Genomic DNA, 21,648 nt, shown 5'->3' with positions numbered 1-21,648 from the left:
AGAGGCGCTGGAAGGATCCGCTCCAACACCTACTCCCCCCGTTTGTTTGTCGTGTCACTTCGATCATTGACACGGTTTCAACCTCGCAATAGCCTTTGTGGAAACGTTACCACATTGGGAGGAAATCGATGAAACTCGCGCGGCTCAACCGCCTCTTCGGCACGTCTGGAAACTGCTTCGACGTGGCGATCGACCATGGGATGTTCAACGAACGCACCTTCCTGGCCGGTATCGAAAACATGCGGGCTGCGATCGATATCATCGCTGCTGCAGCGCCCGATGCGATCCAGCTCCCACCGGGCACCGCTCCCCTGCTGCAATCGATCCCGGGCAAGGCCCGCCCTGCCCTGGTGCTGCGCACCGACATCGCCAACATCTACGGCAATCCGCTGCCGAGCGCGCTGTTTTCGGAAATCATCGACCACCCGGTCGAACAGGCGATCGCCCTTGATGCGGCTTGCGTCGTGGTCAACCTGCTGATGCTGCCGAACCAGCCGGAGGTCTATCGCGCCTGCGTGCGCAATGTGAACAGCCTGAAACGCGAATGTGAGATCTACGGCATGCCGCTGATGGTCGAACCTCTGGTGATGCAGGACAATTCCAAGGGCGCCTACATGGTCGATGGCGCCATCGACAAGATCCTGCCACTGGTCCGCCAGGCCGCCGAACTGGGAGCAGACATCATCAAGGCTGATCCTTGTGACGACGTGAACGAATACCACCGCGTCATCGAAATCGCCCAAGGGCTGCCGGTTCTGGTGCGCGGCGGTGGCAAGGTCTCCGATCAGGAAATCCTTGCACGTACCAAGGTCCTGATGGAACAGGGCGCCCGGGGCATCGTCTATGGTCGCAATGTCATCCAGCACGCCAATCCGGGCGGCATGACGCGCGCGCTGATGGCCATCGTCCATGACGGTGCAACCGCCGAAGAGGCGTCACGCCACCTCGCCTGAGGTCGGGCGACGGGAGGAGGAAGATCATGAAGACATTTCGTTTCGGCGTCATCGGCTGCGGCCTGATGGGACGCGAATTTGCCAGTGCCGCCGCGCGCTGGATGCATCTGAGCGATGCAAAGGCACGGCCGGAAATCGTCGCCGTCTGCGACACCAATCCGGAACTGATGGCGTGGTTCACGACCCACATTCCATCGGTGCGGCAGACCACCGCCGATTACCGCGAACTGCTCGCCAACCCGGAGGTCGACGCGATCTATTGCGCGGTCCCGCATGTCCTGCATGCGGAGTTCTACGTGGAGATCCTCAAGGCCGGGAAACACCTGCTGGGAGAAAAGCCCTTCGGCATGGACCGGGAGCAGAACCAGGCCATCATGACCGAGCTTGCAAAGCATCCGGAACTGATTGTTCGTTGCTCGTCGGAGATGCCCTACTTCCCCGGCGCACAGAAAGTCATCGCCATGGCTGCCAGCGGCGAGATGGGTGACATCCTGGAGGTCGAGGCCGGTTTTCTGCATTCCTCCGACATCGACATGAACAAGCCGATCAACTGGAAGCGCATGGAGCACGTGAACGGCGCCTATGGCTGCATGGGCGATCTCGGCATGCATGTCCTGCATGTGCCGCTGCGTCTTGGCTGGCGGCCCGAGACCTTGCACGCCAATCTGGTGAAGCGGGTAACCGAGCGGCCGGACGGCAAGGGCAACCGGATTCCCTGCACCACCTGGGACAACGCGACGATCAGCAGCCGCGTAGTGACTGCGGATCAGGATTTCCCGATGGTCCTCAAGACCTGGCGCATCGCTCCAGGCGAATCCAACACCTGGTACATCCGCATTCTCGGCATGAAGAAGAGCGCCTTCTTCTCGACCAAGCAGCCACGCCAATGGCAATGGATGGATTACCAAGGCACGACGCAGTCGTGGAACACGGAAGACCTCGGCTATGGCTCGGTTTTCCCCGCCATTACCGGCAAGATCTTCGAATTCGGATTTGCCGATGCGATCCAGCAGATGTGGGCGGCCTTCATGGACGAACTGGCCGGCGGGACGGCAAACGGCTTCCCCTGCGCAAGCCCTGCCGAAGCTGCAGACCATCATGCGGTGCTGACCGCAGCGCTGAGGTCTGGTCTCGAAAACCGCGTCGTCACCGTCGACTACGATTGAGGCACGGCCATGAAACGCTCGGAAATCAACGCAGCATTGCGCTTTGCGATCGAAATGCTCGAGACCTGGCGCTGGTCGCTGCCGGTATGGGGAACATGGACCGTGGCAGACTTCGCCGCCAATCCCGAGGCCTCGCAATATCTGCGCAGCCGCCAGCTCGGCTGGGATGTCACCGACTTCGGCTCGGGCCGTTTTGCCGACCAGGGGCTCGTGCTCTTCTGCCTGCGCAACGGTATCCTCGGCATGAAGGGCGAACGCAGCTATGCGGAAAAACTGCTCTTCATTCAGGAGGGACAGCTGACACCCGCACATCTGCACAAGGCCAAGCAGGAGGACATCATCAACCGCGCCGGTGGTGATCTCGTCGTCGAATTCTGCGCCGCCGATGAGATGGGCAGGACCACCAATGCCGATGTTACGGTGCTGGTTGATGGCCTTGCCCGGCACCTACGCACCTGGGAGCCCCTGGTGCTGCATCCCGGCCAAAGCGTAACTATCCCGACCGGTCTCTATCACCGTTTCTATGGGGCGGCAGGAAAGGGCCCGGTTCTGGTCGGCGAAGTCAGTGAGGTCAACGACGACCGTACGGACAACTATTTCCTCGAACCCATCGGTCGTTTCGCCGAAATCGAGGAGGACGAGCCACCGCTCCGACCGCTCTGGAACGAAGGGAGTGTCTGATGAGAGCCGGGGAGGAGGTTCGAAACGGACAGGAAACGGAAGAGACGGGCGGCATCGTCTGCGTCGGCAACTTCATCGTCGATCGCATCCACACACTGTCATACTGGCCTGAACAGGGAAGCCTCGCCCATATCCTGCACCAGGATCTCGGCGTCGGCGGCGGCGCAGCCAATGTGGTGACCGACCTCGCCTCGTTCGGCTTCAAGGGTCGGCTTTCGGTCGCAGGCGCCGTGGGCGAGGACAGGGACGGCGAATATGTCCGCGATCGCCACGCCTCGCTTGGCATCGACGTGACGGGCCTGAGGACACTGAAGGGTCATGCAACGGCGCATACCCATGTCATGAATGTGCCAGGACAGAGCCGAACCTTCTTCTATCACGGTGGCTCCAATGATCTCCTGACCGAGGATGCGATCGATCCCAGAGCCTATGCCGCAAGCGGACATCGGATTTTCTATCTGGGCTACCTGATGCTCTTGCCGGCACTGGACCGCCTGGACGAAGCCGGCTCCTCCGGAGCAGCCCGTCTGCTGAAAGCCGCGCGCGAAGCAGGCCTCGTTACCTGCGTCGATTTCGTCTCGAGCGAGGATCCCGCCTTTGCCGCGCAGGTCGCTGCCGCCCTGCCCCATTGCGACTACGTGATCGTCAACGAGACCGAAGCCGGACGCGCAACCGGGATGACCGTTCGCGATGAGGCGGGCGGGCTGTTGATGTCAGCGCTGGAGGCGGCAGGTGAGAGGCTCCTGGATGGCGGCGTCGCCAGAGGCGTCGTCATCCATGCACCGGAACTCTCCATCTGGCTCACACCGCAACAAGCTCCCGTTGTGACCCCAGCTTTCCCCGTGGATCCAGCGAAGATCGTCAGCCCCGTGGGTGCCGGCGATGCCTTTTGCGCGGCTGTCCTCTACGGACTGCATGAGGGCTGGCCGATCGAAACCACCTCGATCGTCGCCCATCGCGCGGCGGTCCATTGTCTTGGTGGCGCAACCGCGACGGATGGCATACCCGACATATCGGTCCTGCTGGCTGAAATCGGCCAGGACGTTCCGACAACGGCATAACTGCCGGCTGGCGGCGGTTGGATGGCCTTAGCCCCTGACCGAAACCGGGGCGGTGGATTCCCTGACGATCAATCGCACAGGCAGGCGCGTCACTGATGCGGGCCGATGATCGAATGACGGCTGACGATGGCCAAGTCGCTCCTCCAGTCGTCGAGTGGCCTCCAGCGCGACATCACGGATCGGCTGCGCCACAGTCGTCAGTCTCGGTAAAACATAAGCCGCTTCTGGCAGATCGTCGAAACCGATCACCGAGCAGTTCTCTGGCACGCTGCGGCCACTGTCGCGGACAGCATGGATGACCGCGATGGCTGCGATATCCGTCGTTCCGACGATCGCGGTAAGGTCGCCATGATCATGCAGGACCTTCTCGGCCAGTGAATAGATGGCCGGGAAACTGTGATCCTCGCCGATTGCCTCTGTGACGGGCGACAGCCCATGGTGGCGCAAGACCTCCCGGATGCCCTGCAGGCGCAGCCGGATCGGTTGGCTGTGACCGGGCGCTCCGACCACTGCGACCTTTCGATGACCAAGGTCGATGAGGTGCTGGGCCATGATGCGCCCACCCTCCACATGGTCAGCCATGATGGCGTCATCCGATATGCCTTGAAGCTCACGGTCGATCGCGATGATCGGAATGCCGGAATCCGCCAGGGGCTTGAGATGCGCGGTTCCACCATAGGCGCTCGCGACGATCACGCCCTCGACCCGCTGCGCTCTGAGCATCGCGACATAGCGTGCCTCGTGCTCTTCGTTCTCGGCGGAACTGCAGATCAGGGTGTGATAGCCGCGCTCGAAGAGCTCGCGTTCGATCGTGTTGGCCAGGATGCCGAAGAAGGGCACGTCTATCGATGGCAGCATCAGGCCGATCATCCGGCTGGCCTCGCCCCTCAACATCCGGGCGCCCTTGCTCGGCGCATAGTTGAGATCCCGGATCGCCGTCTCTACCCGTTGGCGCACTTCCGGGGATACATAGCCACTGTTGTTCAGAACGCGTGACACGGACGAGACCGATGTTTCGGCAACCTTCGCTATCGTTCTGATACTGGCTGTCATCTCCGGCTTTCCTGCTGCACAGGGCTGACGGAGTAAGCAGATTCCGCCGCCTCCGCAAGTCGAGAGTATGAACGGGATGCAGCATCTGACAGGGACCAGGAGACGATCACACGTCCAAAGTCGCCTGACGCTCCCAGGCAGTGAAATGGGAACAATAGCTGTCCCACTCGCTGTGCTTCAGCTTCAGATATGCGGCGGAAAATTCTGCACCCAAGGCCGCCTGCAAATCCTCATCCTTCCCGTAGGCACGCAGCGCATCAAGCAGGTTGAGTGGCAGACGCGGTGCATCCTTCACCAGGTGGCCATCGCGATACATGTCGATGTCGTGATGCGGGCCCGGATCGGCATTGCTCTTCAGGCCGCTCAGACCCGCCGCGATGATGATCGCCTGAAGCAGGTAAGGATTGACCGCGCCGTCGGGCAGACGCAGCTCGAAACGACCGGGGCCGGGCACGCGCACCATATGGGTGCGGTTGTTGCCGGTCCAGGTCACCGTGTTCGGAGCCCAGGTCGCACCGGAAACCGTGCGCGGCGCGTTGATGCGCTTGTAGGAGTTGACCGTGGGATTGGTGATCGCGGCAAGCGCGGAGGCATGTTTCATGATGCCACCGAGGAAGGTCTTGCCTTTCGCCGAAAGGCCGAACGGCATGTCCTTGTCGGCAAAAGCGTTGACCCCGCCCTCGAGATCCCAGACCGAGATATGGGCATGGCAGCCATTGCCGGTCAGCCCCTTGAAGGGTTTCGGCATGAAGGTGGCGCGAAGGCCATGCTTCTCTGCAACAGACTTCACCATGAACTTGAAGAAGGAATGCTTGTCGGCGGTCTTCAGCGCGTCGTCATATTCCCAGTTCATCTCGAACTGGCCGTTCGCATCCTCGTGGTCGTTCTGATAGGGCTTCCAGCCGAGTTCCAGCATGTAATCGCAGATCTCGGCGATCACGTCGTAGCGGCGCATCAGTGCCTGCTGGTCGTAGCAGGGTTTCTCAGCCGTATCGAACCCATCCGAGATCTTTTCGCCATCGGCCGAAATCAGGAAGAATTCAGGTTCGACACCTGTCTTGACCCGCAGACCATGCGCGGCAGCCTCAGCAACAAGCGTCTTCAGGACCACGCGCGGCGCCTGAGCGACGGGCTGATCATCCATCATGCAGTCGGCGGCGACCCAGGCGACGTCCTTTTTCCAGGGCAGCTGGATGACCGAGGATGCATCGGGAATGGCAAAAAGGTCAGGATGGGCAGGCGTTAGATCGAGCCAGGTCGCAAAACCGGCGAAACCTGCACCATCCTTCTGCATATCGGCGATCGCTTCAGCCGGGACCAGCTTGGCGCGCTGGGCGCCGAAGAGATCGGTATAGCTGATCATGAAGTATTTCACGCCGCGCGCGGCAGCGAAGCTTGCAAGGTCCTGTGTCACGTCGTTCCCCTGTTTTTATGGATTGAGACACATTGGTTGAAAGGAAATGGCCGCATCCGTGGGAGTCGGATGCGGCCATCAGGTTTTAGAAGCCTCCTTTGCCGGGGTACCAGCTGGTGCCGGCGAGCGGCACTTGCGCCATGGCGGCCGCCTCCATCGTCAGCGCGCAGAGATCCTCCGGTTCAAGATTGGTGAGCTTGTTCTTGCCGCAGGCGCGGGCAATGGTCTGTGCCTCCAGCGTCATGACCTTGAGATAGTTGGCGAGACGGCGACCGGCGGCAACCGGATCGAGGCGGGCGGCAAGTTCCGGATCCTGTGTCGTGATGCCGGCCGGATCCTTGCCCTCATGCCAGTCGTCATAGGCCCCGGCCGTCGTACCAAGCTTCTGGTATTCCGCTTCCCACTTCGGGTCATTGTCGCCGATGGCAACGAGCGCTGCTGTGCCGATCGCCACGGCATCCGCACCGAGTGCCAAAGCCTTTGCAACATCGGCACCGGAGCGGATACCCCCCGAGATCACCAGCTGGACCTTTCGGTGCATGCCGAGGTCCTGCAACGCCTGGACGGCAGGTCTGATGCAGGCGAGTGTCGGCATGCCCACATGCTCGATGAAGACGTCCTGGGTCGCGGCCGTTCCGCCCTGCATGCCGTCGAGAACCACCACATCGGCGCCCGCTTTGACGGCAAGAGCTGTGTCGTAATAGGGGCGAGCACCGCCGACCTTCACATAGATCGGTTTCTCCCAGTCGGTGATCTCCCGCAGTTCGAGGATCTTGATTTCGAGATCATCGGGGCCTGTCCAGTCCGGGTGGCGGCAGGCGGAGCGCTGGTCGATGCCCATCGGCAGATTGCGCATCTGGGCGACACGATCGGAGATCTTCTGGCCGAGCAGCATGCCGCCGCCGCCGGGCTTTGCCCCCTGACCGACCACAACCTCGATCGCATCGGCGCGGCGCAGGTCTTTCGGGTTCATGCCGTAGCGCGAGGGAAGATACTGGTAGACCAGTGTCTGGCTGTGGCCGCGTTCCTCGTCAGTCATGCCACCGTCGCCCGTTGTGGTCGAGGTGCCGGCAAGCGTCGCGCCGCGCCCCAGCGCCTCCTTGGCGTTGCCGGAGAGCGCGCCAAAGCTCATGCCGGCGATGGTGATTGGGATCTTCAGCTCGATCGGCTTCTTGGCAAAGCGGGTGCCCAGAACGACGGATGTGTCGCACTTCTCGCGATAGCCTTCGAGCGGATAGCGGGAGATCGAGGCGCCGAGGAAGAGCAGGTCGTCGAAATGCGGAACCTTGCGTTTCGTGCCGCCACCGCGGATGTCGTAGATGCCGGTTGCCGCCGCGCGGCGGATCTCGGCCAGCGTATGATCATCAAAGGTTGCGGACTTGCGGGGCGGGGTAAACGGGTTGTGGTAGCTCATGGCTGTTCCTCGCCTCAATACGCGTCGGCATTGTCGATGTTGAAGTTGTAGAGCTTGCGAGCCGAACCATAGCGTTTGAACTCTTCCGGCTTGACGTCGCTGATCCCGGCCTTCCCCAACAGTTCCGTAAGCTTTTCGAGATGTTCGGGGCGCATTTCCTTTTCGATGCAATCGGCGCCGAGGCTCTTCACCGTACCGCGGACGAAGAGTTTGGCTTCGTAGATGCTGTCGCCGAGCGCTTCCCCCGCATCGCCGCAGACAACCAGATGGCCGGATTGCCCCATGAAGGCGGACATATGCCCGATCGAACCTTTGACGACGATATCGATGCCCTTCATCGAAATGCCGCAACGGGAGGCGGCATTGCCCTTGATGACAAGCAGCCCGCCTCGGCCCGTGGCCCCGGCATATTGCGAAGCATCGCCCTCGATGATGACTGTCCCGGACATCATGTTTTCTGCCACGCCCGGTCCAGCTGAGCCGTGAACCGTAACCGTGCCACCGTCATTCATGCCGGCGCAGTAGTAACCGACCGAGCCCCTCACCTCGACGGTGACAGGAGCATCGATACCAACGGCAACGGCATGGTGACCGCGCGGATTGACCACTTCGAACGCGGTATCGTTTGCGCCGGCGCCAAGCTTGTGCAGGGCGCTGTTCAGGTCCCGCAAGGGGGTTTGGGAGAGATCGAAGACAGGCATGCTGAGAGCTTTCGTGTCGTGAGGACCAGGCGTCGGGGAGCGGTCAGGCGGCTTTATCGTGGTCCCAGAAGTAGACGGTCGCCGGCTCCGGCTCCCAGACCCGAGCAGTTTCGATACCGGGCAGGTTGACGAGCGCCCGGTATTCCGAACCGAAAGCGACATACTGATCGGTCTCGGCCATGACGGCGGGCTTGCAGGCGATCGGATCGCGCACCACGCCGAAGCCGGACTTTGTCCCGACGACAAAGGTGAAGAAGCCGTCGAGATCATCCAGCGCGCCGGTCAGCGCCTGGCCGAGATCCTTGCCCTTGGCCATCTCGGCGGTGAGATAGGCAGCGGCCACTTCACTGTCGTTCTGGGTCTCGAAGACCATGCCCTCGCGGATCAGTTCTCGCCGCAGATTGTTGTGGTTCGACAGGGACCCGTTATGCACAAGGCACTGGTCCGCTCCCGTCGAGAACGGGTGTGCGCCGAGCGTGGTGACCGCGCTTTCGGTGGCCATGCGTGTGTGGCCGATGCCATGCGTGCCGCCCATCGAGCGCACGTCGAAGCGCAACACGACATCCTTCGGCAGGCCGATTTCCTTGAAGATCTCGACGCTTTCGCCCGACCCCATGATGCGAACATGCGGGCGGATTTGCGCAAGTACCGTCCTGACATCGCCAAGCCTGGAAGCTGCGATCTCCACCACCGCATGGGTGCTCTTGACCGTAACCAAAGCCTCAAGACCGGCTTTCGCGAGATCTGCATCGAGGCCCGCAAAACCGGTCACCGGATCGGACGACTGGATTGTAACCTTGGCCTTACCGGCAGCTGCGCCGCCATAGATCGCGATCCCGGCCGAATCCGGTCCGCGATCGGTCATGGTGATCAACATATCCGACAGCAGATCCCCGAGACGAGGTTCCAGCCTCTTGTCCTTGAGGAATAAGCCAACAATGCCGCACATGGCCGATATCTCCAGTTTTGCTGGAGACAGAGCTAACAGGCGCAGCGGCAAAAATCAATTTCAGGGAATAAATTTTTCTCCGAGAGCAACTATCGTTGTTGTGGGTAGGAGATGATGGAGAGATAGCGTGCCGGCAGCTTGACCAGTTCCTCGGGCCCATGCGGCGCATCCGCGTCGAAGAACAGACTATCGCCGGCTTCCATACGGTAGAGGCTGTCGCCATGGCGATAAACGACCTCGCCTTCCAGCATGTAGAGGAACTCCATGCCCTCGTGCTGGAAGGTCGGGAAGACATCCGAGGAGGCATTCAGCGTGATCAGATAGGGCTCGACGGTCACGCCTGAGGTGTTGTTCTCGATATGGCCGAGCAGACTGTAATGATGCCCGGCACGGGTACCGCGGCGTTCGAGATTGACGCCTTCGCCCGCCTTGACGAAGCTTGCACTGCGCGGCTCCTCGAAGCCCCGGAAGAAGGCGGTGATCGGCACGCCGAGCGCCTTGGAGAGCGCTTGCAGGGTGGTCAGCGACGGCGAGATGTTGCCGTTTTCGATCTTTGAGAGCATGCCGACGGACATGCCGGTGGCCGCTGCCATGTCGGCGACAGTGATGCCGAGCTTTTTGCGATAGGTCCTCACCTCATGGCCGATCGCCATTTCCAGGTTGTTGGCACGCGGCTCACGCACGGCATGGGGATCCTGGACCAGCGCCGGCTTGGCAGGGTTCGCCAGTTCTTTCCCACTTTTTGCCATGGTTTCCCGTCCTCCTCGTCTCATCGCGTCTCTAGCGCGCTCGTTTGCTTGCTCTAGCGGATTTTGGCGTCACGCCAAACTGCTCTTTGAACGCTCGGGAAAAATGCGATGCGCTGGAAAATCCCGTGGCGAAGGCAAGTTCAGAGAGCGAGAGCGGGCTTTGCTCCAGCAGGCGCCGGGCATGATCGAGCCGGATCTTGCGATAACAGGCAAGGAAACTGATGCCGAGATGCTCTGCGAACAGGCGATCGAGATGGCGGGGGCTCACACCTGCAAGACGCGCCATGCTCAGCCGATCAAGCGGCTGTTCGATCGATGTCTCCATCTTCTCGAGCACCGTGATCAGCGCGGGATGATGGGTTCCGTAGCGTTCGCTGGACGATCCTCGTTGCGGTGCGGTTGGCTCGGCAACAGCCGTGTGCAGATACCAGTCGCTGACGCGACGGGCAAAAGCCGAACCCATGCGGCTGGCGATCACGGCATGCATCAGGTCGAGCGGTGCCACCCCGCCACCGCAGGTCACCCGGTCGCCGTCGATAACGTAGCGCGCCTGGCGAGGGGAAAGATGCGGAAAGGCTTCCCTCAGAGCCGGAGCATGCTCCCAGTGAATGGTAAAGTCGCGGCCATCCAGCAAACCGGCAGCGGCCAGAATGAAGGAGCCGCTGGAGATACCGCCGATGCGCACCCCCTGCCGGGCTAGCCGGCGCAGCAGCGGCAAGAGGGCAGAGGTTTCGGACCAGTCCTCCGGATTGCCACCGGCCACCACGAAAACGGTATGGCAGAACACACCCTCACGGGCGAGATCGTCACACGGAACGGCAAATCCGGAAGACGATTGCACAGGCAGACCACCTGCTGACAGCGACCTGACCTCATAAAGCGGCGTCTGCGCAATCAGATTGGCCGCTCTCAGCGGTTCCGTCGCCGAGGCAAAGGACATCAACGCGAAATTCGGCATCAAAACGAAGCCATAGCGCTGGGTCGTAGGGGCGGAGACAATCATGTCTCCAATCTAAACGAAAATGGCCTGATTATGCAATTTGGCTCCGCAGCGGGCCGCGACGCGAAGGACTATACCGAGGCGCCACAACACGGTTCTGGCTTCCTTATGGCCCCTTCGGCGACAGCAGCTGTATCGATCGCGCTTGAACCAGAACCATCGCCAGTCAGGAATTCAAGCGGACTGATCGCGGAGATAGTTGATCAGAGACGAAAAGTCTTCGTTCCCACGCCCCAGCTTTTCGAACAGATCGTAAAGCGCGGTGGCCTGGGCGCCGAGCGCCGTCACCGTGCCGGTCGATTTGGCCGCGTCCTGCGACAGCCGCATGTCTTTGAGCATCAAGGCTGCGGCGAAACCCGGCTTGTAGTCCCGGTTTGCCGGCGATGTCGGAACGGGTCCGGGCACCGGGCAGTTCGTGCTGATCGCCCAGCACTGGCCCGATGATGTCGAGGCCACATCAAACAGGGCCTGATGCGACAGCCCGAGCTTCTCGCCAAGCACGAAGGCCTCGCAGACCCCTGCCATGGTGATCCCGAGGATCATATTGTTGCAGATCTTGGCAGCCTGACCGGCACCGGCCGAACCGCAATGCACGACCCGCCGTCCCATGGCTTCCAGGATGGCGCGGCCCCGGTGCAAAGCACTCGCCTCACCGCCGACCATGAAGGTCAGCGTGCCCGCACTTGCCCCGGCTGTTCCACCGGAGACCGGCGCATCGAGCGACAGGCAGCCGGCCCCATCGGCAAGCGCATGGCATTTTCGGGCGCTGTCCACATCGATCGTCGAGCAATCGATCATCAGTGTCCCCTGATCGACAACCGCGACCAGTTCGCTCCAGACCGACAGGACATGATGACCGGCAGGCAGCATGGTGATGATGATCGTAGCGCCTGTCAGGGTTTCCGCCGCCGTATCGCAGAGCCTTATGCCGCTCTCTCTCGCGGCCAGCTTCGCCGCTTCAGACAGATCAAACCCGCGCACAGGATATCCCGCCTTGACGAGATTGGCAGCCATCGGCCCACCCATATTGCCAAGACCAATGAAGGCTATCGTCTCGAACATGCCGTTTCATCCTTTCGCTGAGATCGGTCCTGACCGGGAGGTCTCCCTTGCCGGTCACTCGTCCTAGAGGTTGCGCGCGATCACCATGCGCTGCACATCACTTGTGCCCTCGTAGATCTGGCAGATACGGGCATCCCGGTAGATCCGCTCGACCGGATAATCCCGCATATAGCCATAGCCACCATGGATCTGGATCGCATCCGAGCAGACGCGCTCCACCATTTCGGACGCGAAGAGCTTCGCCATCGAGGCTTGTGAAATGCATGGGATGCCCGCCTCGCGCAGCGAGGCTGCATGCCAGACGAGCTGTCTTGCAGCCTCGATCTGTGTCGCCATATCGGCGAGACGGAAGGCAACCGCCTGATGCTCTGCAATCGCTTTGCCGAAAGCCTTTCGCTCGCCGGCGTAATCGCGCGCCGCCTCGAAGGTCGCCTGCGCCATCCCGACCGACTGAGCGGCGATACCGATACGCCCTCCCTCCAGATTGGAAAGCGCGATGCGGTAGCCTTCTCCTTCCTCTCCGAGCCTGTTTTCGACGGGAATTTTCATCCCGTTGAAGGCAATCTGGCAGGTGTCTGACGCGTTGAGACCGAGCTTCTCCTCGACGCGCAGGACCTCGTAGCCCGGTGTATCCGTCGGCACGATGAAGGCCGTGATGCCGTTTTTACCCGCGCTGGGATCGGTCACCGCAAACACGATGATGACATGGCCGTTCTTGCCCGAGGTGATGAACTGCTTGGCACCGTCGATAACGTAATGGTCACCCTCCCGCCGTGCACGGGTTTTGAGGTTGGAGGCATCCGATCCGGCCTGCGGCTCCGTCAGGGCGAAACCGCCGATCCATTCACCCGAAGCCAGTTTCGGCAGGAAGCGCTGCTGCTGCTCTTCCGTCCCGAACTTCAGAATCGGCACACAACCCACCGAGCTGTGGACGCTCATGATCGTCGAGCAGGCGCCATCGCCCGCGGCAATTTCCTCGACCGCGATTGCATAGGCGAGCGCACCGGTGTCCGAGCCCCCGTAGGCTTCCGGCACCAGCATGCCAAGCAGCCCGAGCTCCCCCATTTCGGTCAATTCCTGGCGCGGGAAGCGGTGCTGGCGGTCGCGGTCGGCAGCGCCAGGGGCAAGCCGCTCGCGGGCAAAGCTGCGCGTCATCTCGAGGATCTGCTGTTGAAGCTCCGAAAGAACCATCCCGTCTTCCTCCAATCACGCCCGCTCGATGGCAATCGCCGTGGCTTCGCCACCGCCAATGCAGAGAGCCGCCATGCCGCGTTTCAGATCGTAGCGTTCGAGTGCGGCGATCAACGTCACCAGGATCCGCGCTCCGGATGCACCGATCGGGTGACCCAGCGCACAGGCGCCGCCATGAATGTTGACCTTGTCATGCGGCAGATCGAGGTCACGCATCGCGGCCATGGCGACGACGGCAAAGGCTTCGTTGATTTCGAACAGGTCGACCTCAGAGAGCGGCAGGCCGATGCGATCGGAAAGTTTCCGCAGGGCACCGATCGGCGCGGTGGCAAACAGGTTAGGCGCCTGCGAATGCGTGGCGTGCCCAACGATCGTGGCAAGCGGAGCAAGACCACGCCGCGCCGCTTCCGAGCGTCGCATCAGGACGAGTGCAGCCGCACCATCAGAGATCGAGCTGGAATTGGCAGCCGTCACAGTACCGCCGTCGCGGAAGGCGGGCTTCAGCGTCGGGATCTTCTCCGGCTTTGCCTTGCCCGGCTGCTCGTCGCGGCTGATCACCGTTTCCGTCTTGCCGGCTTTGACGACTACCGGCACGACTTCACGCTCGAAACTGCCATCGGCGATAGCCTTTGTTGCGCGCGTGAGCGAGGCGACGGCATAGGCGTCCTGTGCCTCGCGCGTAAACTGATAGGCCTCGGCGCAATCTTCCGCGAAAGTGCCCATCAGCCGGCCCTTGTCATAAGCATCCTCAAGACCATCGAGAAACATGTGATCGAGCACGCGCCCATGCCCGAGCCGGTAGCCGGCGCGGGCGCGGTCAAGCAGGTAGGGCGCATTCGTCATGCTCTCCATGCCGCCTGCCACAGCGACGGAGGCGCTTCCGGCAACCAGCGAGTCATGAGCGAGCATGGCCGCCTTCATGCCCGAGCCGCACATCTTGTTGACGGTCGTAGCCCCCGCCGAGAGAGGCAGACCTGCCGCGATTGCTGCCTGGCGTGCCGGAGCCTGGCCCTGGCCGGCCGGCAGAACACAGCCGAACAAGATCTCTTCGACGGCCTCGGCTGGAAGCCCGCTGCGGTCGAGCGCCGCCCGTATGGCAGCAGCGCCCAGCGCGGCTGCGGTCATCTCCTTCAGCTCGCCCTGAAAGCTCCCGATCGGGGTTCGGGCAGAACCGACAATGACGATTGGATCCTGAAATCCCATTTTTCCTCCTGAAGCAGCGATCAGCGCGCACCCATGCGGATGGCTCCATCGAGGCGGATGACCTCCCCGTTGAGCATCGTGTTTTCAATGATGTGGCGGACAAGGGCTGCGAACTCGGCCGGTCTGCCGAGGCGGGGCGGAAACGGCACGCTCTCCGCCAGACCTTCGCGCACCTGCTCCGGCATCCCGGCCATCATCGGCGTCTCGAACACGCCGGGCGCAATCGCCATGACGCGAATGCCGAACCGTGCGAGTTCACGGGCGATCGGCAGGGTCATGGCGGCAATCCCGCCTTTGGACGCAGCATAGGCCGCCTGACCGATCTGGCCGTCGAAGGCGGCCACGGAAGCGGTATTGATGATGACGCCACGTTCACCCTCGGCATCAGGTTCGTTCGTCTGGATCGCGGCAGCGGCGAGCCGGATCATGTTGAAGGTGCCGACAAGGTTGATCCCGATCGTCCGTTCGAAGCTCTCCAGCCCATGCGGCCCCTCGCGACCGACGACCTTCTCGGCAGGCGCAACACCCGCGCAATTGATCAATCCCCGCACAGGGCCAAAAGCTTTTGTCGCAGCCTCGATTGCCGCGGCGCCATCCTGCGCACGCGTCACGTCTGTTTCAAGAAAAGCAACGTTGTCGCCAAGCTCCCGCGCTAGCGATGGGCCCCGATCGCGATCACGATCGACAATCAAGACACAACCGCCCGCTTCGCTGATCATGCGCACCGTCGCAGCACCGAGCCCGGAGCAACCGCCGGTCACTATGAAACAGCCATTCTCGATGCGCATCGACCCTCCTCCCCTTCAGCCCTCGCCTGAAGCTGCCGATGGCACCAACACTACTGCGTTTCACAGTTGCAACCGATGACGAAATCGATCCATTCTTGAGGCCACTTTTGCCACTGATGCATTTAAGGCCGAACGAGGACCATGGCTGAGACCGAACGACACATGATCTCGACGGGTTTCGTCGAGGAGGCACTCGACAGCCTGAGACGCGCCAGCAGACCGACAGAACCGCTTCTGTCCCGGATCGGCCTTCCGCCTGTCGTCGATCAGCCGGTTTCGACGCAGACCTTCGGCCGCCTCTGGCTCGCAATTGCCGAGGAGCTGAATGACGAGTGCTTCGGCCTTGGCGAACGGCCAATGCCACGCGGCAGCTTCACGCTCCTGTGCCATTGCGTGCTGCATGCGCCAACACTCGAGCGGGCGCTAAAGCGGGCATTGCGTTTCCTCAATGTCGTGCTAGGCGAGCCGACAGGTCGGCTTGAGGTGCGCGACGGCACGGCGGTGATCGAGCTTTGCGAGACCGGGAGGCCCCGCTCCGCCTTCGCCTATCGCAGCTACTGGATCATCCTGCATGGATTGACCTGCTGGCTGGTGGGCAGACGCATTCCGATCCGCCTTGTGGATTTTCGCTGCAGCGAACCGGAGTTGAGCGCAGAGCACCGGCTTTTCTTCGGCGCTCCCATTCGCTTTTCGCAACCGGTAAGCCGCCTCGGCTTCGATGCCTCCATGCTGGCCTTGCCGATTGCGCGCAACGAGCAGGCCTTGCGGCAATTCCTTCGGGGAGCGCCGGCCAACATCTTGATCCGCTATCGCTATGACGCCGGCACGGCTGCCACCGTCAGACGTCGATTGAACCAGAAGGGGCCTGCAGACTGGGGCAGCTTCGCAGATCTGGCCCGCGACATGCGCATGTCGCCGTCGACTCTTCGCCATCGGCTGCACGACGAGGGACAAAGTTATGCCGGCATCAAGGACGACATTCGCCGCGACCTCGCCCGGGACATGCTGATCAACACGACGGACACCGTCAGCGAGATCGCCGCCCGTTTGGGTTATTCGGAGCCGAGCGCCTTTTACCGCGCATTCAAGAAGTGGATGGGTAAAAGTCCCGAAGCTTTCCGCAAGAGCGCCAGATCGTTTCATGCGGCTTAGCGGAACAGATACTGCGACCGAAGCTATGGCAAAAATGGCCAAAGCATTCGAGCCAATTTTGTCATGGCTTGCCACTCGCAAGACGAATACCATCCTCCTTGATTGACACGCTTCTGGGGAGAGAAGCAGTCTTCACGGGAGGAAATCGATGGTGGAACCCGCTCACCTGAGCCTGCACGTCCCCGAACCCGCCGTTCGGCCGGGTGGGGAACCTGACTTTTCCAACGTCAAGATTGCCAAGGCAGGTGCGGTGCCCCGGCCGCCGGTCGATGCGGCCGCCGAAGACATCCGCGACCTTGCCTATTCGATCATACGCGTTCTGAACCGCGACGGCGAGGCCGTGGGCCCCTGGGCCGGCCTGCTGACGGACGACGAATTGCGAACCGGCCTGCGCCATATGATGACGCTCAGAGCCTTCGATACCCGGATGCTGATGGCACAACGGCAGGGCAAGACCTCCTTCTACATGCAGCATCTCGGCGAGGAAGCCGTCAGCTGCGCCTTTCGCAAGGCGCTCAAAAAGGGCGACATGAACTTCCCGACCTATCGGCAGGCCGGACTTCTGATCGCCGACGATTATCCCATGGTCGAGATGATGAACCAGATCTTCTCGAACGAGGCTGACCCGCTGCGCGGGCGGCAATTGCCGATCATGTATTCCTCGAAGGAACATGGCTTCTTCACCATTTCCGGCAATCTCGCCACCCAGTATGTCCAGGCTGTCGGCTGGGCGATGGCATCGGCGATCAAGAACGACAGCCGCATTGGGGCCGCCTGGATCGGTGACGGTTCGACAGCCGAGTCGGATTTTCATTCGGCTCTGGTCTTTGCCTCCACCTACCGCGCCCCCGTGGTCCTTAATGTCGTCAACAATCAGTGGGCGATCTCCACCTTTCAGGGCATTGCCCGCGGCGGTTCGGGCACCTTTGCCGCGCGGGGGCTGGGCTTTGGCATCCCGGCGCTCAGGGTCGACGGAAACGACTATCTCGCGGTCTATGCGGTCGCCTGCTGGGCCGCCGAGCGGGCACGCCGCAATCTCGGGCCGACGCTCGTCGAATATGTGACCTACCGTGTCGGGGCGCATTCCACCTCCGACGACCCCAGCGCCTACAGGCCCAAGACGGAATCGGAAGCCTGGCCGCTCGGCGATCCCGTCCTGCGCCTCAAGAAACATCTGATCATCAAAGGAGCATGGTCGGAGGAAAGGCATGTCCAGGCGGAAGCCGAGATTATGGACGAGGTGATCACCGCCCAGCGCAAGGCCGAGGAAAACGGCACGCTGCATGCTGGCGGCAAACCTTCGGTGCGTGACATCTTCGAAGGCGTCTATGCCGAAATGCCGCCGCATCTGCGCCGACAGCGCCAGCAGGCAGGATACTGACATGGCCAGAATGACGATGATCGAAGCGGTGCGCAGCGCCATGGACGTTTCCATGGAGCGCGACGACGACGTGGTCGTGTTCGGCGAGGACGTCGGCTATTTCGGCGGCGTATTCCGCTGCACACAGGGGCTACAGGCAAAATACGGAAAGACCCGCTGCTTCGACACGCCGATCAACGAATCCGGCATCGTAGGCGCTGCGATCGGCATGGCGGCCTATGGCCTGAAGCCCTGCGTCGAGATCCAGTTTGCCGATTACATGTATCCCGCCTACGACCAGCTGACCCAGGAGGCGGCCCGCATCCGCTATCGGTCGAACGGTGACTTCACCTGCCCGATCGTGGTGCGCATGCCAACCGGCGGCGGCATTTTTGGCGGACAGACCCATAGCCAGAGCCCGGAAGCCCTGTTCACCCATGTCTGCGGTCTCAAAGTGGTCGTCCCGTCCAATCCCTATGACGCCAAGGGCCTGCTGACCGCTGCGATCGCCGATCCGGATCCGGTCATCTTTCTGGAGCCCAAGCGCCTCTATAACGGCCCCTTCGACGGCCATCACGACCGGCCGGTGACCCCCTGGTCGAATCATCAGCTGGGCGAGGTGCCGGAAGGCTATTACACCATCCCGATCGGCAAGGCGGACATCCGCCGCGAGGGTTCCGCGGTTACCGTGATCACCTACGGCACCATGGTGCATGTGGCGCTGGCCGCAGCCGAGGAGACCGGCATCGACGCCGAAGTGATCGACCTTCGCAGCCTGATGCCGCTGGATCTCGATGCCATCGTCAAATCCGTCGCCAAGACCGGTCGCTGCGTCGTGGTGCATGAGGCGACACTGACCTCCGGTTTCGGCGGCGAGATCGTGTCGCTGGTGCAGGAGCACTGCTTCTACCATCTGGAAGCGCCGGTCATGCGCGTCGCCGGTTGGGACACGCCCTATCCGCATGCGCAGGAATGGGACTATTTCCCCGGCCCCAGCAGGGTCGGCCGGGCGCTCATCGACGTCATGGAGGCCTGAGCCATGGGCGAATTCACGATCAAGATGCCCGATGTCGGCGAAGGCGTGGCAGAGGCCGAGCTCGTCGAATGGATGGTCAAGATCGGCGATCATGTGCGCGAGGACATGATGGTGGCCGCTGTCATGACCGACAAGGCGACCGTGGAAATCCCCACGCCCGTCAGTGGCACCGTCCTATGGCTTGGCGGCGAAGTGGGTGACACGATCGCGGTCAAGGCACCCCTCATACGGATTTCAACGGATGCCACGGGCGACGAGCCGGCAACCTCGGATTCTCCGAGCACGTCGCAGCCTCAGCCCAAGCCACCTGCAAACAACGACGCTCCGCGCCCTCAGCCCGTGTCAGCCTCGCCCTCAGCATCCGCCGCTGCAGCTGCTCCTGCCCCCGCCCGGCAACCCCCTCCGGAATTCGACAAGCCGCTCGCCGCCCCCTCGGTGCGCCTGCTGGCGCGCGAGAACGGCATCGACCTGCGCCTCTTGCGCGGCACCGGCCCGGCGGGACGCATATTGCGCGAAGACGTCGAACAGTTTCTCGCTCGCGGTGCCGATCCAGCACCAGCGGTCTCCGGCTTCGCCAAGAAGACCGCGCGCGAGGAGATCAAGCTGACCGGTCTTCGGCGCCGGATCGCCGAGAAGATGGTCGTCTCCACCTCGCGCATTCCCCACATCACCTATGTGGAAGAAGTGGACGTCACGGCGCTTGAAGAACTGCGCGCCAAGATGAATGGCGAACGTCGACCCGACCAGCCCAAGCTCACGATCCTGCCCTTCCTGATGCGCGCCATGGTCAAGGCGGTCGTCGAGCAACCTGATGTCAACGCGACCTTCGACGACGACGCCGGCGTGCTCACCCGTTTCGGCGCGGTACATATCGGCATCGCCACCCAGACCGCCGCCGGTCTTGCCGTGCCGGTGGTCAAACATGCCGAGGCGCGCGGCATATGGGATTGCGCGAGCGAGATGAACCGGCTTGCCGAAGCCACCCGCGCCGGCACGGCGACGCGGGACGAGCTGACCGGCTCGACCATCACCATCACCTCGCTTGGAGCGCTGGGCGGCATCGTCTCGACCCCGGTCATCAACCATCCGGAAGTCGCGATCGTCGGCGTCAACAAGATCGCCATACGACCGATCTGGGACGGCACGCAGTTTGTGCCGCGCAAGATGATGAACCTGTCTTCCAGCTTCGATCACCGCATCGTCGATGGCTGGAATGCGGCGACCTTCGTCCAGCGCCTGCGGGTGCTGATGGAGACCCCGGCGCTGATCTTTATCGAAGGCTGAGCCATGAAAGAGATTTCCTGCAAGCTTCTCATCATCGGTGCCGGCCCCGGGGGCTATGTCTGCGCCATCAAGGCAGGACAGCTTGGGATTGACACCGTCATTGTCGAGGAAGGCCGCCCCGGTGGCACCTGCCTGACGGTCGGCTGCATTCCTTCGAAGGCGCTCATCCATGCGGCGGAGACCTTCGACAAGACCCGCGCCCTCTCCCTCGGCGAGAACGCCCTTGGCATTCGCGTCGAGGCACCTTCGATCGATCTGTCCAAAACCATGGCCTGGAAAGACGCGATTGTCGGCAGACTGACCGGTGGTGTCTCCAGCCTCCTGCAGAAAGCACGGGTTAAGATCGTTCATGGCCGCGCCCGTTTTCGGGACGGCAAGACCGTGGAAGTGTCCACGGAAACCGGCCAGCAGGTCATCCGCGCCGAAACCGTGGTGATTGCGACCGGTTCTGATTCCGTCGAGCTTGCAGCCCTGCCGTTTGGCGGGCGCGTGATTTCCTCCACCGAAGCCTTGTCGCTGACCGAACTGCCCAAACGGCTCGTTGTCGTCGGCGGCGGCTATATCGGGCTCGAACTTGGAACGGCCTTCGCCCGGATGGGGTCCGAGGTCACCGTGGTTGAGGCGACATCGCAGATCCTGCCACTCTACGATGCCGATCTGGTCAAACCGGTTCTGCGCAGGTTGAGCGAACGCGGCATCAAGGTGCTGACGAATGCGCGAGCCGTGGGGCTTTCCGACACGGGCGAGGCGCTGATCGTCGAGACCGCAGGGGGACGGCGCGAGCTGCCGGCCGATCGCATTCTGGTCGCTGTCGGGCGACGGCCGCGCACCACGGGTTCGGGTCTCGAAGAACTCGATCTCGACCGGATCGGCTCGTTCCTGCAGGTCGATGACCGCTGCCACACATCCATGCGCGGCGTTTACGCGATCGGCGACGTGACCGGCGAGCCCATGCTCGCCCATCGCGCCATGGCGCAGGGCGAAATGGTCGCGGAGATCGTCGCCGGCCGCAAGCGCGCCTGGGACAAGCGCTGCATTCCGGCCATCTGCTTCACCGATCCTGAAATCGTCAGCGCCGGCCTCTTGCCGGAAGAAGCCCGCAGACAAGGCTTCGATGTGAAGATCGGCCAGTTCCCCTTTACCGCAAACGGACGGGCGATGACGGTGGAGGATGAAGATGGTTTTGTGCGCGTCGTCGCCCGGTCCGATACCCATGTCGTGCTGGGGCTTCAGGCGGTTGGAGCGGGCGTCTCCGAACTTGCCTCGACCTTTGCCATGGCCATCGAAATGGGGGCGCGGCTGGAGGACATCGCCGCGATAATCCATGCACACCCGACGCGAGGCGAAGCCCTGCAGGAAGCCTCTCTGAGGGCCTTGGGACACGCGCTGCATATCTGACCGACTTAGGCCGGACCGCATGACAGCATATCC

Annotated in this window: 20 protein-coding genes; 9 read left to right on the top strand and 11 right to left on the bottom strand. The window is 62.2% G+C overall.

Features of this window, described 5'->3' with window-relative positions; translation table 11 throughout:
- The first annotated feature begins 128 nt into the window (after positions 1-128).
- From H6M51_RS03410 to H6M51_RS03395, 4 genes are read left to right on the top strand one after another with little or no spacing between them, the layout of a single operon-like run.
- Positions 129-953 (top strand): class I fructose-bisphosphate aldolase, encoded by an 825-nt coding sequence (locus tag H6M51_RS03410; RefSeq protein WP_185808496.1) that lies wholly within the window; start codon positions 129-131, stop codon positions 951-953.
- Between the two features lie 23 nt (positions 954-976).
- Complete coding sequence (locus tag H6M51_RS03405) at positions 977-2,119, top strand: Gfo/Idh/MocA family protein (protein WP_185808922.1); 1,143 nt, start codon at positions 977-979, stop codon at positions 2,117-2,119.
- Between the two features lie 9 nt (positions 2,120-2,128).
- Positions 2,129-2,800 (top strand): D-lyxose/D-mannose family sugar isomerase, encoded by a 672-nt coding sequence (locus H6M51_RS03400; RefSeq protein ID WP_185808495.1) that lies wholly within the window; start codon positions 2,129-2,131, stop codon positions 2,798-2,800.
- A complete protein-coding gene (locus H6M51_RS03395; RefSeq protein WP_185808494.1) occupies positions 2,800-3,861 on the top strand; it encodes a carbohydrate kinase family protein in 1,062 nt (353 codons plus the stop codon). The genes H6M51_RS03400 and H6M51_RS03395 overlap by 1 nt, the downstream gene beginning before the upstream one ends.
- A gap of 27 nt (positions 3,862-3,888) precedes the next feature.
- Here the strand turns inward: H6M51_RS03395 and H6M51_RS03390 are convergent, their stop codons facing one another.
- The 11 genes from H6M51_RS03390 to H6M51_RS03340 all read right to left on the bottom strand — a co-directional run bounded on the left by H6M51_RS03390 (position 3,889) and on the right by H6M51_RS03340 (position 15,385).
- Positions 3,889-4,914: a LacI family DNA-binding transcriptional regulator gene (locus H6M51_RS03390; protein WP_185808493.1), complete on the bottom strand. Its 1,026-nt coding sequence runs from the start codon at positions 4,912-4,914 to the stop codon at positions 3,889-3,891.
- Positions 4,915-5,020: 106 nt separating this feature from the next.
- Positions 5,021-6,328, bottom strand: coding sequence for a type III glutamate--ammonia ligase (gene glnT / locus H6M51_RS03385; RefSeq protein ID WP_185808492.1), 1,308 nt, complete (start codon positions 6,326-6,328; stop codon positions 5,021-5,023).
- Between the two features lie 85 nt (positions 6,329-6,413).
- Positions 6,414-7,742: an FMN-binding glutamate synthase family protein gene (locus H6M51_RS03380; protein WP_185808491.1), complete on the bottom strand. Its 1,329-nt coding sequence runs from the start codon at positions 7,740-7,742 to the stop codon at positions 6,414-6,416.
- A gap of 14 nt (positions 7,743-7,756) precedes the next feature.
- Complete coding sequence (locus H6M51_RS03375; protein WP_185808490.1) at positions 7,757-8,443, bottom strand: GXGXG domain-containing protein; 687 nt, start codon at positions 8,441-8,443, stop codon at positions 7,757-7,759.
- A 43-nt stretch (positions 8,444-8,486) separates the two neighbouring features.
- Positions 8,487-9,392 carry a glutamine amidotransferase family protein gene (locus H6M51_RS03370; protein ID WP_185808489.1) on the bottom strand — a complete coding sequence of 302 codons (906 nt, stop codon included), beginning with the start codon at positions 9,390-9,392 and terminating at the stop codon, positions 8,487-8,489.
- A gap of 89 nt (positions 9,393-9,481) precedes the next feature.
- Positions 9,482-10,141: an XRE family transcriptional regulator gene (locus H6M51_RS03365; protein WP_185808488.1), complete on the bottom strand. Its 660-nt coding sequence runs from the start codon at positions 10,139-10,141 to the stop codon at positions 9,482-9,484.
- Positions 10,142-10,172: 31 nt separating this feature from the next.
- On the bottom strand, positions 10,173-11,144 hold the full coding sequence (locus tag H6M51_RS03360; protein WP_185808487.1) for a GlxA family transcriptional regulator: 972 nt from the start codon (positions 11,142-11,144) through the stop codon (positions 10,173-10,175).
- A gap of 171 nt (positions 11,145-11,315) precedes the next feature.
- Complete coding sequence (gene mmsB / locus H6M51_RS03355) at positions 11,316-12,203, bottom strand: 3-hydroxyisobutyrate dehydrogenase (RefSeq protein ID WP_185808486.1); 888 nt, start codon at positions 12,201-12,203, stop codon at positions 11,316-11,318.
- Positions 12,204-12,266: 63 nt separating this feature from the next.
- Positions 12,267-13,394: an acyl-CoA dehydrogenase family protein gene (locus H6M51_RS03350; RefSeq protein ID WP_185808485.1), complete on the bottom strand. Its 1,128-nt coding sequence runs from the start codon at positions 13,392-13,394 to the stop codon at positions 12,267-12,269.
- 15 nt (positions 13,395-13,409) lie between these two features.
- Positions 13,410-14,597, bottom strand: coding sequence for an acetyl-CoA C-acyltransferase (locus H6M51_RS03345; protein WP_185808484.1), 1,188 nt, complete (start codon positions 14,595-14,597; stop codon positions 13,410-13,412).
- Positions 14,598-14,617: 20 nt separating this feature from the next.
- Complete coding sequence (locus H6M51_RS03340) at positions 14,618-15,385, bottom strand: 3-hydroxyacyl-CoA dehydrogenase (protein WP_185808483.1); 768 nt, start codon at positions 15,383-15,385, stop codon at positions 14,618-14,620.
- Between the two features lie 141 nt (positions 15,386-15,526).
- Between H6M51_RS03340 and H6M51_RS03335 the strand changes: the two genes are divergently transcribed.
- The 5 genes from H6M51_RS03335 to lpdA all read left to right on the top strand — a co-directional run bounded on the left by H6M51_RS03335 (position 15,527) and on the right by lpdA (position 21,615).
- Entirely contained in the window at positions 15,527-16,537 is a 1,011-nt protein-coding gene (locus H6M51_RS03335; protein ID WP_185808482.1) for an AraC family transcriptional regulator, read from the top strand.
- 148 nt (positions 16,538-16,685) lie between these two features.
- Positions 16,686-17,918 carry a 3-methyl-2-oxobutanoate dehydrogenase (2-methylpropanoyl-transferring) subunit alpha gene (locus H6M51_RS03330; RefSeq protein ID WP_185808481.1) on the top strand — a complete coding sequence of 411 codons (1,233 nt, stop codon included), beginning with the start codon at positions 16,686-16,688 and terminating at the stop codon, positions 17,916-17,918.
- 1 nt (position 17,919) lies between these two features.
- Positions 17,920-18,933, top strand: coding sequence for an alpha-ketoacid dehydrogenase subunit beta (locus H6M51_RS03325; protein WP_185808480.1), 1,014 nt, complete (start codon positions 17,920-17,922; stop codon positions 18,931-18,933).
- Between the two features lie 3 nt (positions 18,934-18,936).
- A complete protein-coding gene (locus H6M51_RS03320; RefSeq protein WP_185808479.1) occupies positions 18,937-20,217 on the top strand; it encodes a dihydrolipoamide acetyltransferase family protein in 1,281 nt (426 codons plus the stop codon).
- Between the two features lie 3 nt (positions 20,218-20,220).
- Complete coding sequence (gene lpdA / locus H6M51_RS03315) at positions 20,221-21,615, top strand: dihydrolipoyl dehydrogenase (RefSeq protein WP_185808478.1); 1,395 nt, start codon at positions 20,221-20,223, stop codon at positions 21,613-21,615.
- Positions 21,616-21,648: the final 33 nt, after the last annotated feature.

This window comes from Rhizobium sp. AQ_MP, assembly GCF_014237835.1.
GTDB lineage: Bacteria > Pseudomonadota > Alphaproteobacteria > Rhizobiales > Rhizobiaceae > Allorhizobium.
This window is presented reverse-complemented; position numbering and strand designations above follow the sequence as displayed.

What these genes read in the sequence shown, in the direction of transcription:
- lpdA (WP_185808478.1), top strand. Translation starts at nt 20,221, where the DNA reads ATGAAAGAGATTTCCTGCAAGCTTCTCATCATCGGTGCCGGCCCCGGG.
- H6M51_RS03380 (WP_185808491.1), bottom strand. Translation starts at nt 7,742, where the DNA reads ATGAGCTACCACAACCCGTTTACCCCGCCCCGCAAGTCCGCAACCTTT.
- H6M51_RS03400 (WP_185808495.1), top strand. Translation starts at nt 2,129, where the DNA reads ATGAAACGCTCGGAAATCAACGCAGCATTGCGCTTTGCGATCGAAATG.
- H6M51_RS03325 (WP_185808480.1), top strand. Translation starts at nt 17,920, where the DNA reads ATGGCCAGAATGACGATGATCGAAGCGGTGCGCAGCGCCATGGACGTT.
- H6M51_RS03375 (WP_185808490.1), bottom strand. Translation starts at nt 8,443, where the DNA reads ATGCCTGTCTTCGATCTCTCCCAAACCCCCTTGCGGGACCTGAACAGC.
- mmsB (WP_185808486.1), bottom strand. Translation starts at nt 12,203, where the DNA reads ATGTTCGAGACGATAGCCTTCATTGGTCTTGGCAATATGGGTGGGCCG.
- H6M51_RS03365 (WP_185808488.1), bottom strand. Translation starts at nt 10,141, where the DNA reads ATGGCAAAAAGTGGGAAAGAACTGGCGAACCCTGCCAAGCCGGCGCTG.
- H6M51_RS03360 (WP_185808487.1), bottom strand. Translation starts at nt 11,144, where the DNA reads ATGATTGTCTCCGCCCCTACGACCCAGCGCTATGGCTTCGTTTTGATG.
- H6M51_RS03330 (WP_185808481.1), top strand. Translation starts at nt 16,686, where the DNA reads ATGGTGGAACCCGCTCACCTGAGCCTGCACGTCCCCGAACCCGCCGTT.
- H6M51_RS03370 (WP_185808489.1), bottom strand. Translation starts at nt 9,392, where the DNA reads ATGTGCGGCATTGTTGGCTTATTCCTCAAGGACAAGAGGCTGGAACCT.
- H6M51_RS03335 (WP_185808482.1), top strand. Translation starts at nt 15,527, where the DNA reads ATGGCTGAGACCGAACGACACATGATCTCGACGGGTTTCGTCGAGGAG.
- H6M51_RS03320 (WP_185808479.1), top strand. Translation starts at nt 18,937, where the DNA reads ATGGGCGAATTCACGATCAAGATGCCCGATGTCGGCGAAGGCGTGGCA.
- H6M51_RS03350 (WP_185808485.1), bottom strand. Translation starts at nt 13,394, where the DNA reads ATGGTTCTTTCGGAGCTTCAACAGCAGATCCTCGAGATGACGCGCAGC.
- H6M51_RS03340 (WP_185808483.1), bottom strand. Translation starts at nt 15,385, where the DNA reads ATGCGCATCGAGAATGGCTGTTTCATAGTGACCGGCGGTTGCTCCGGG.
- H6M51_RS03410 (WP_185808496.1), top strand. Translation starts at nt 129, where the DNA reads ATGAAACTCGCGCGGCTCAACCGCCTCTTCGGCACGTCTGGAAACTGC.
- H6M51_RS03395 (WP_185808494.1), top strand. Translation starts at nt 2,800, where the DNA reads ATGAGAGCCGGGGAGGAGGTTCGAAACGGACAGGAAACGGAAGAGACG.
- H6M51_RS03345 (WP_185808484.1), bottom strand. Translation starts at nt 14,597, where the DNA reads ATGGGATTTCAGGATCCAATCGTCATTGTCGGTTCTGCCCGAACCCCG.
- H6M51_RS03390 (WP_185808493.1), bottom strand. Translation starts at nt 4,914, where the DNA reads ATGACAGCCAGTATCAGAACGATAGCGAAGGTTGCCGAAACATCGGTC.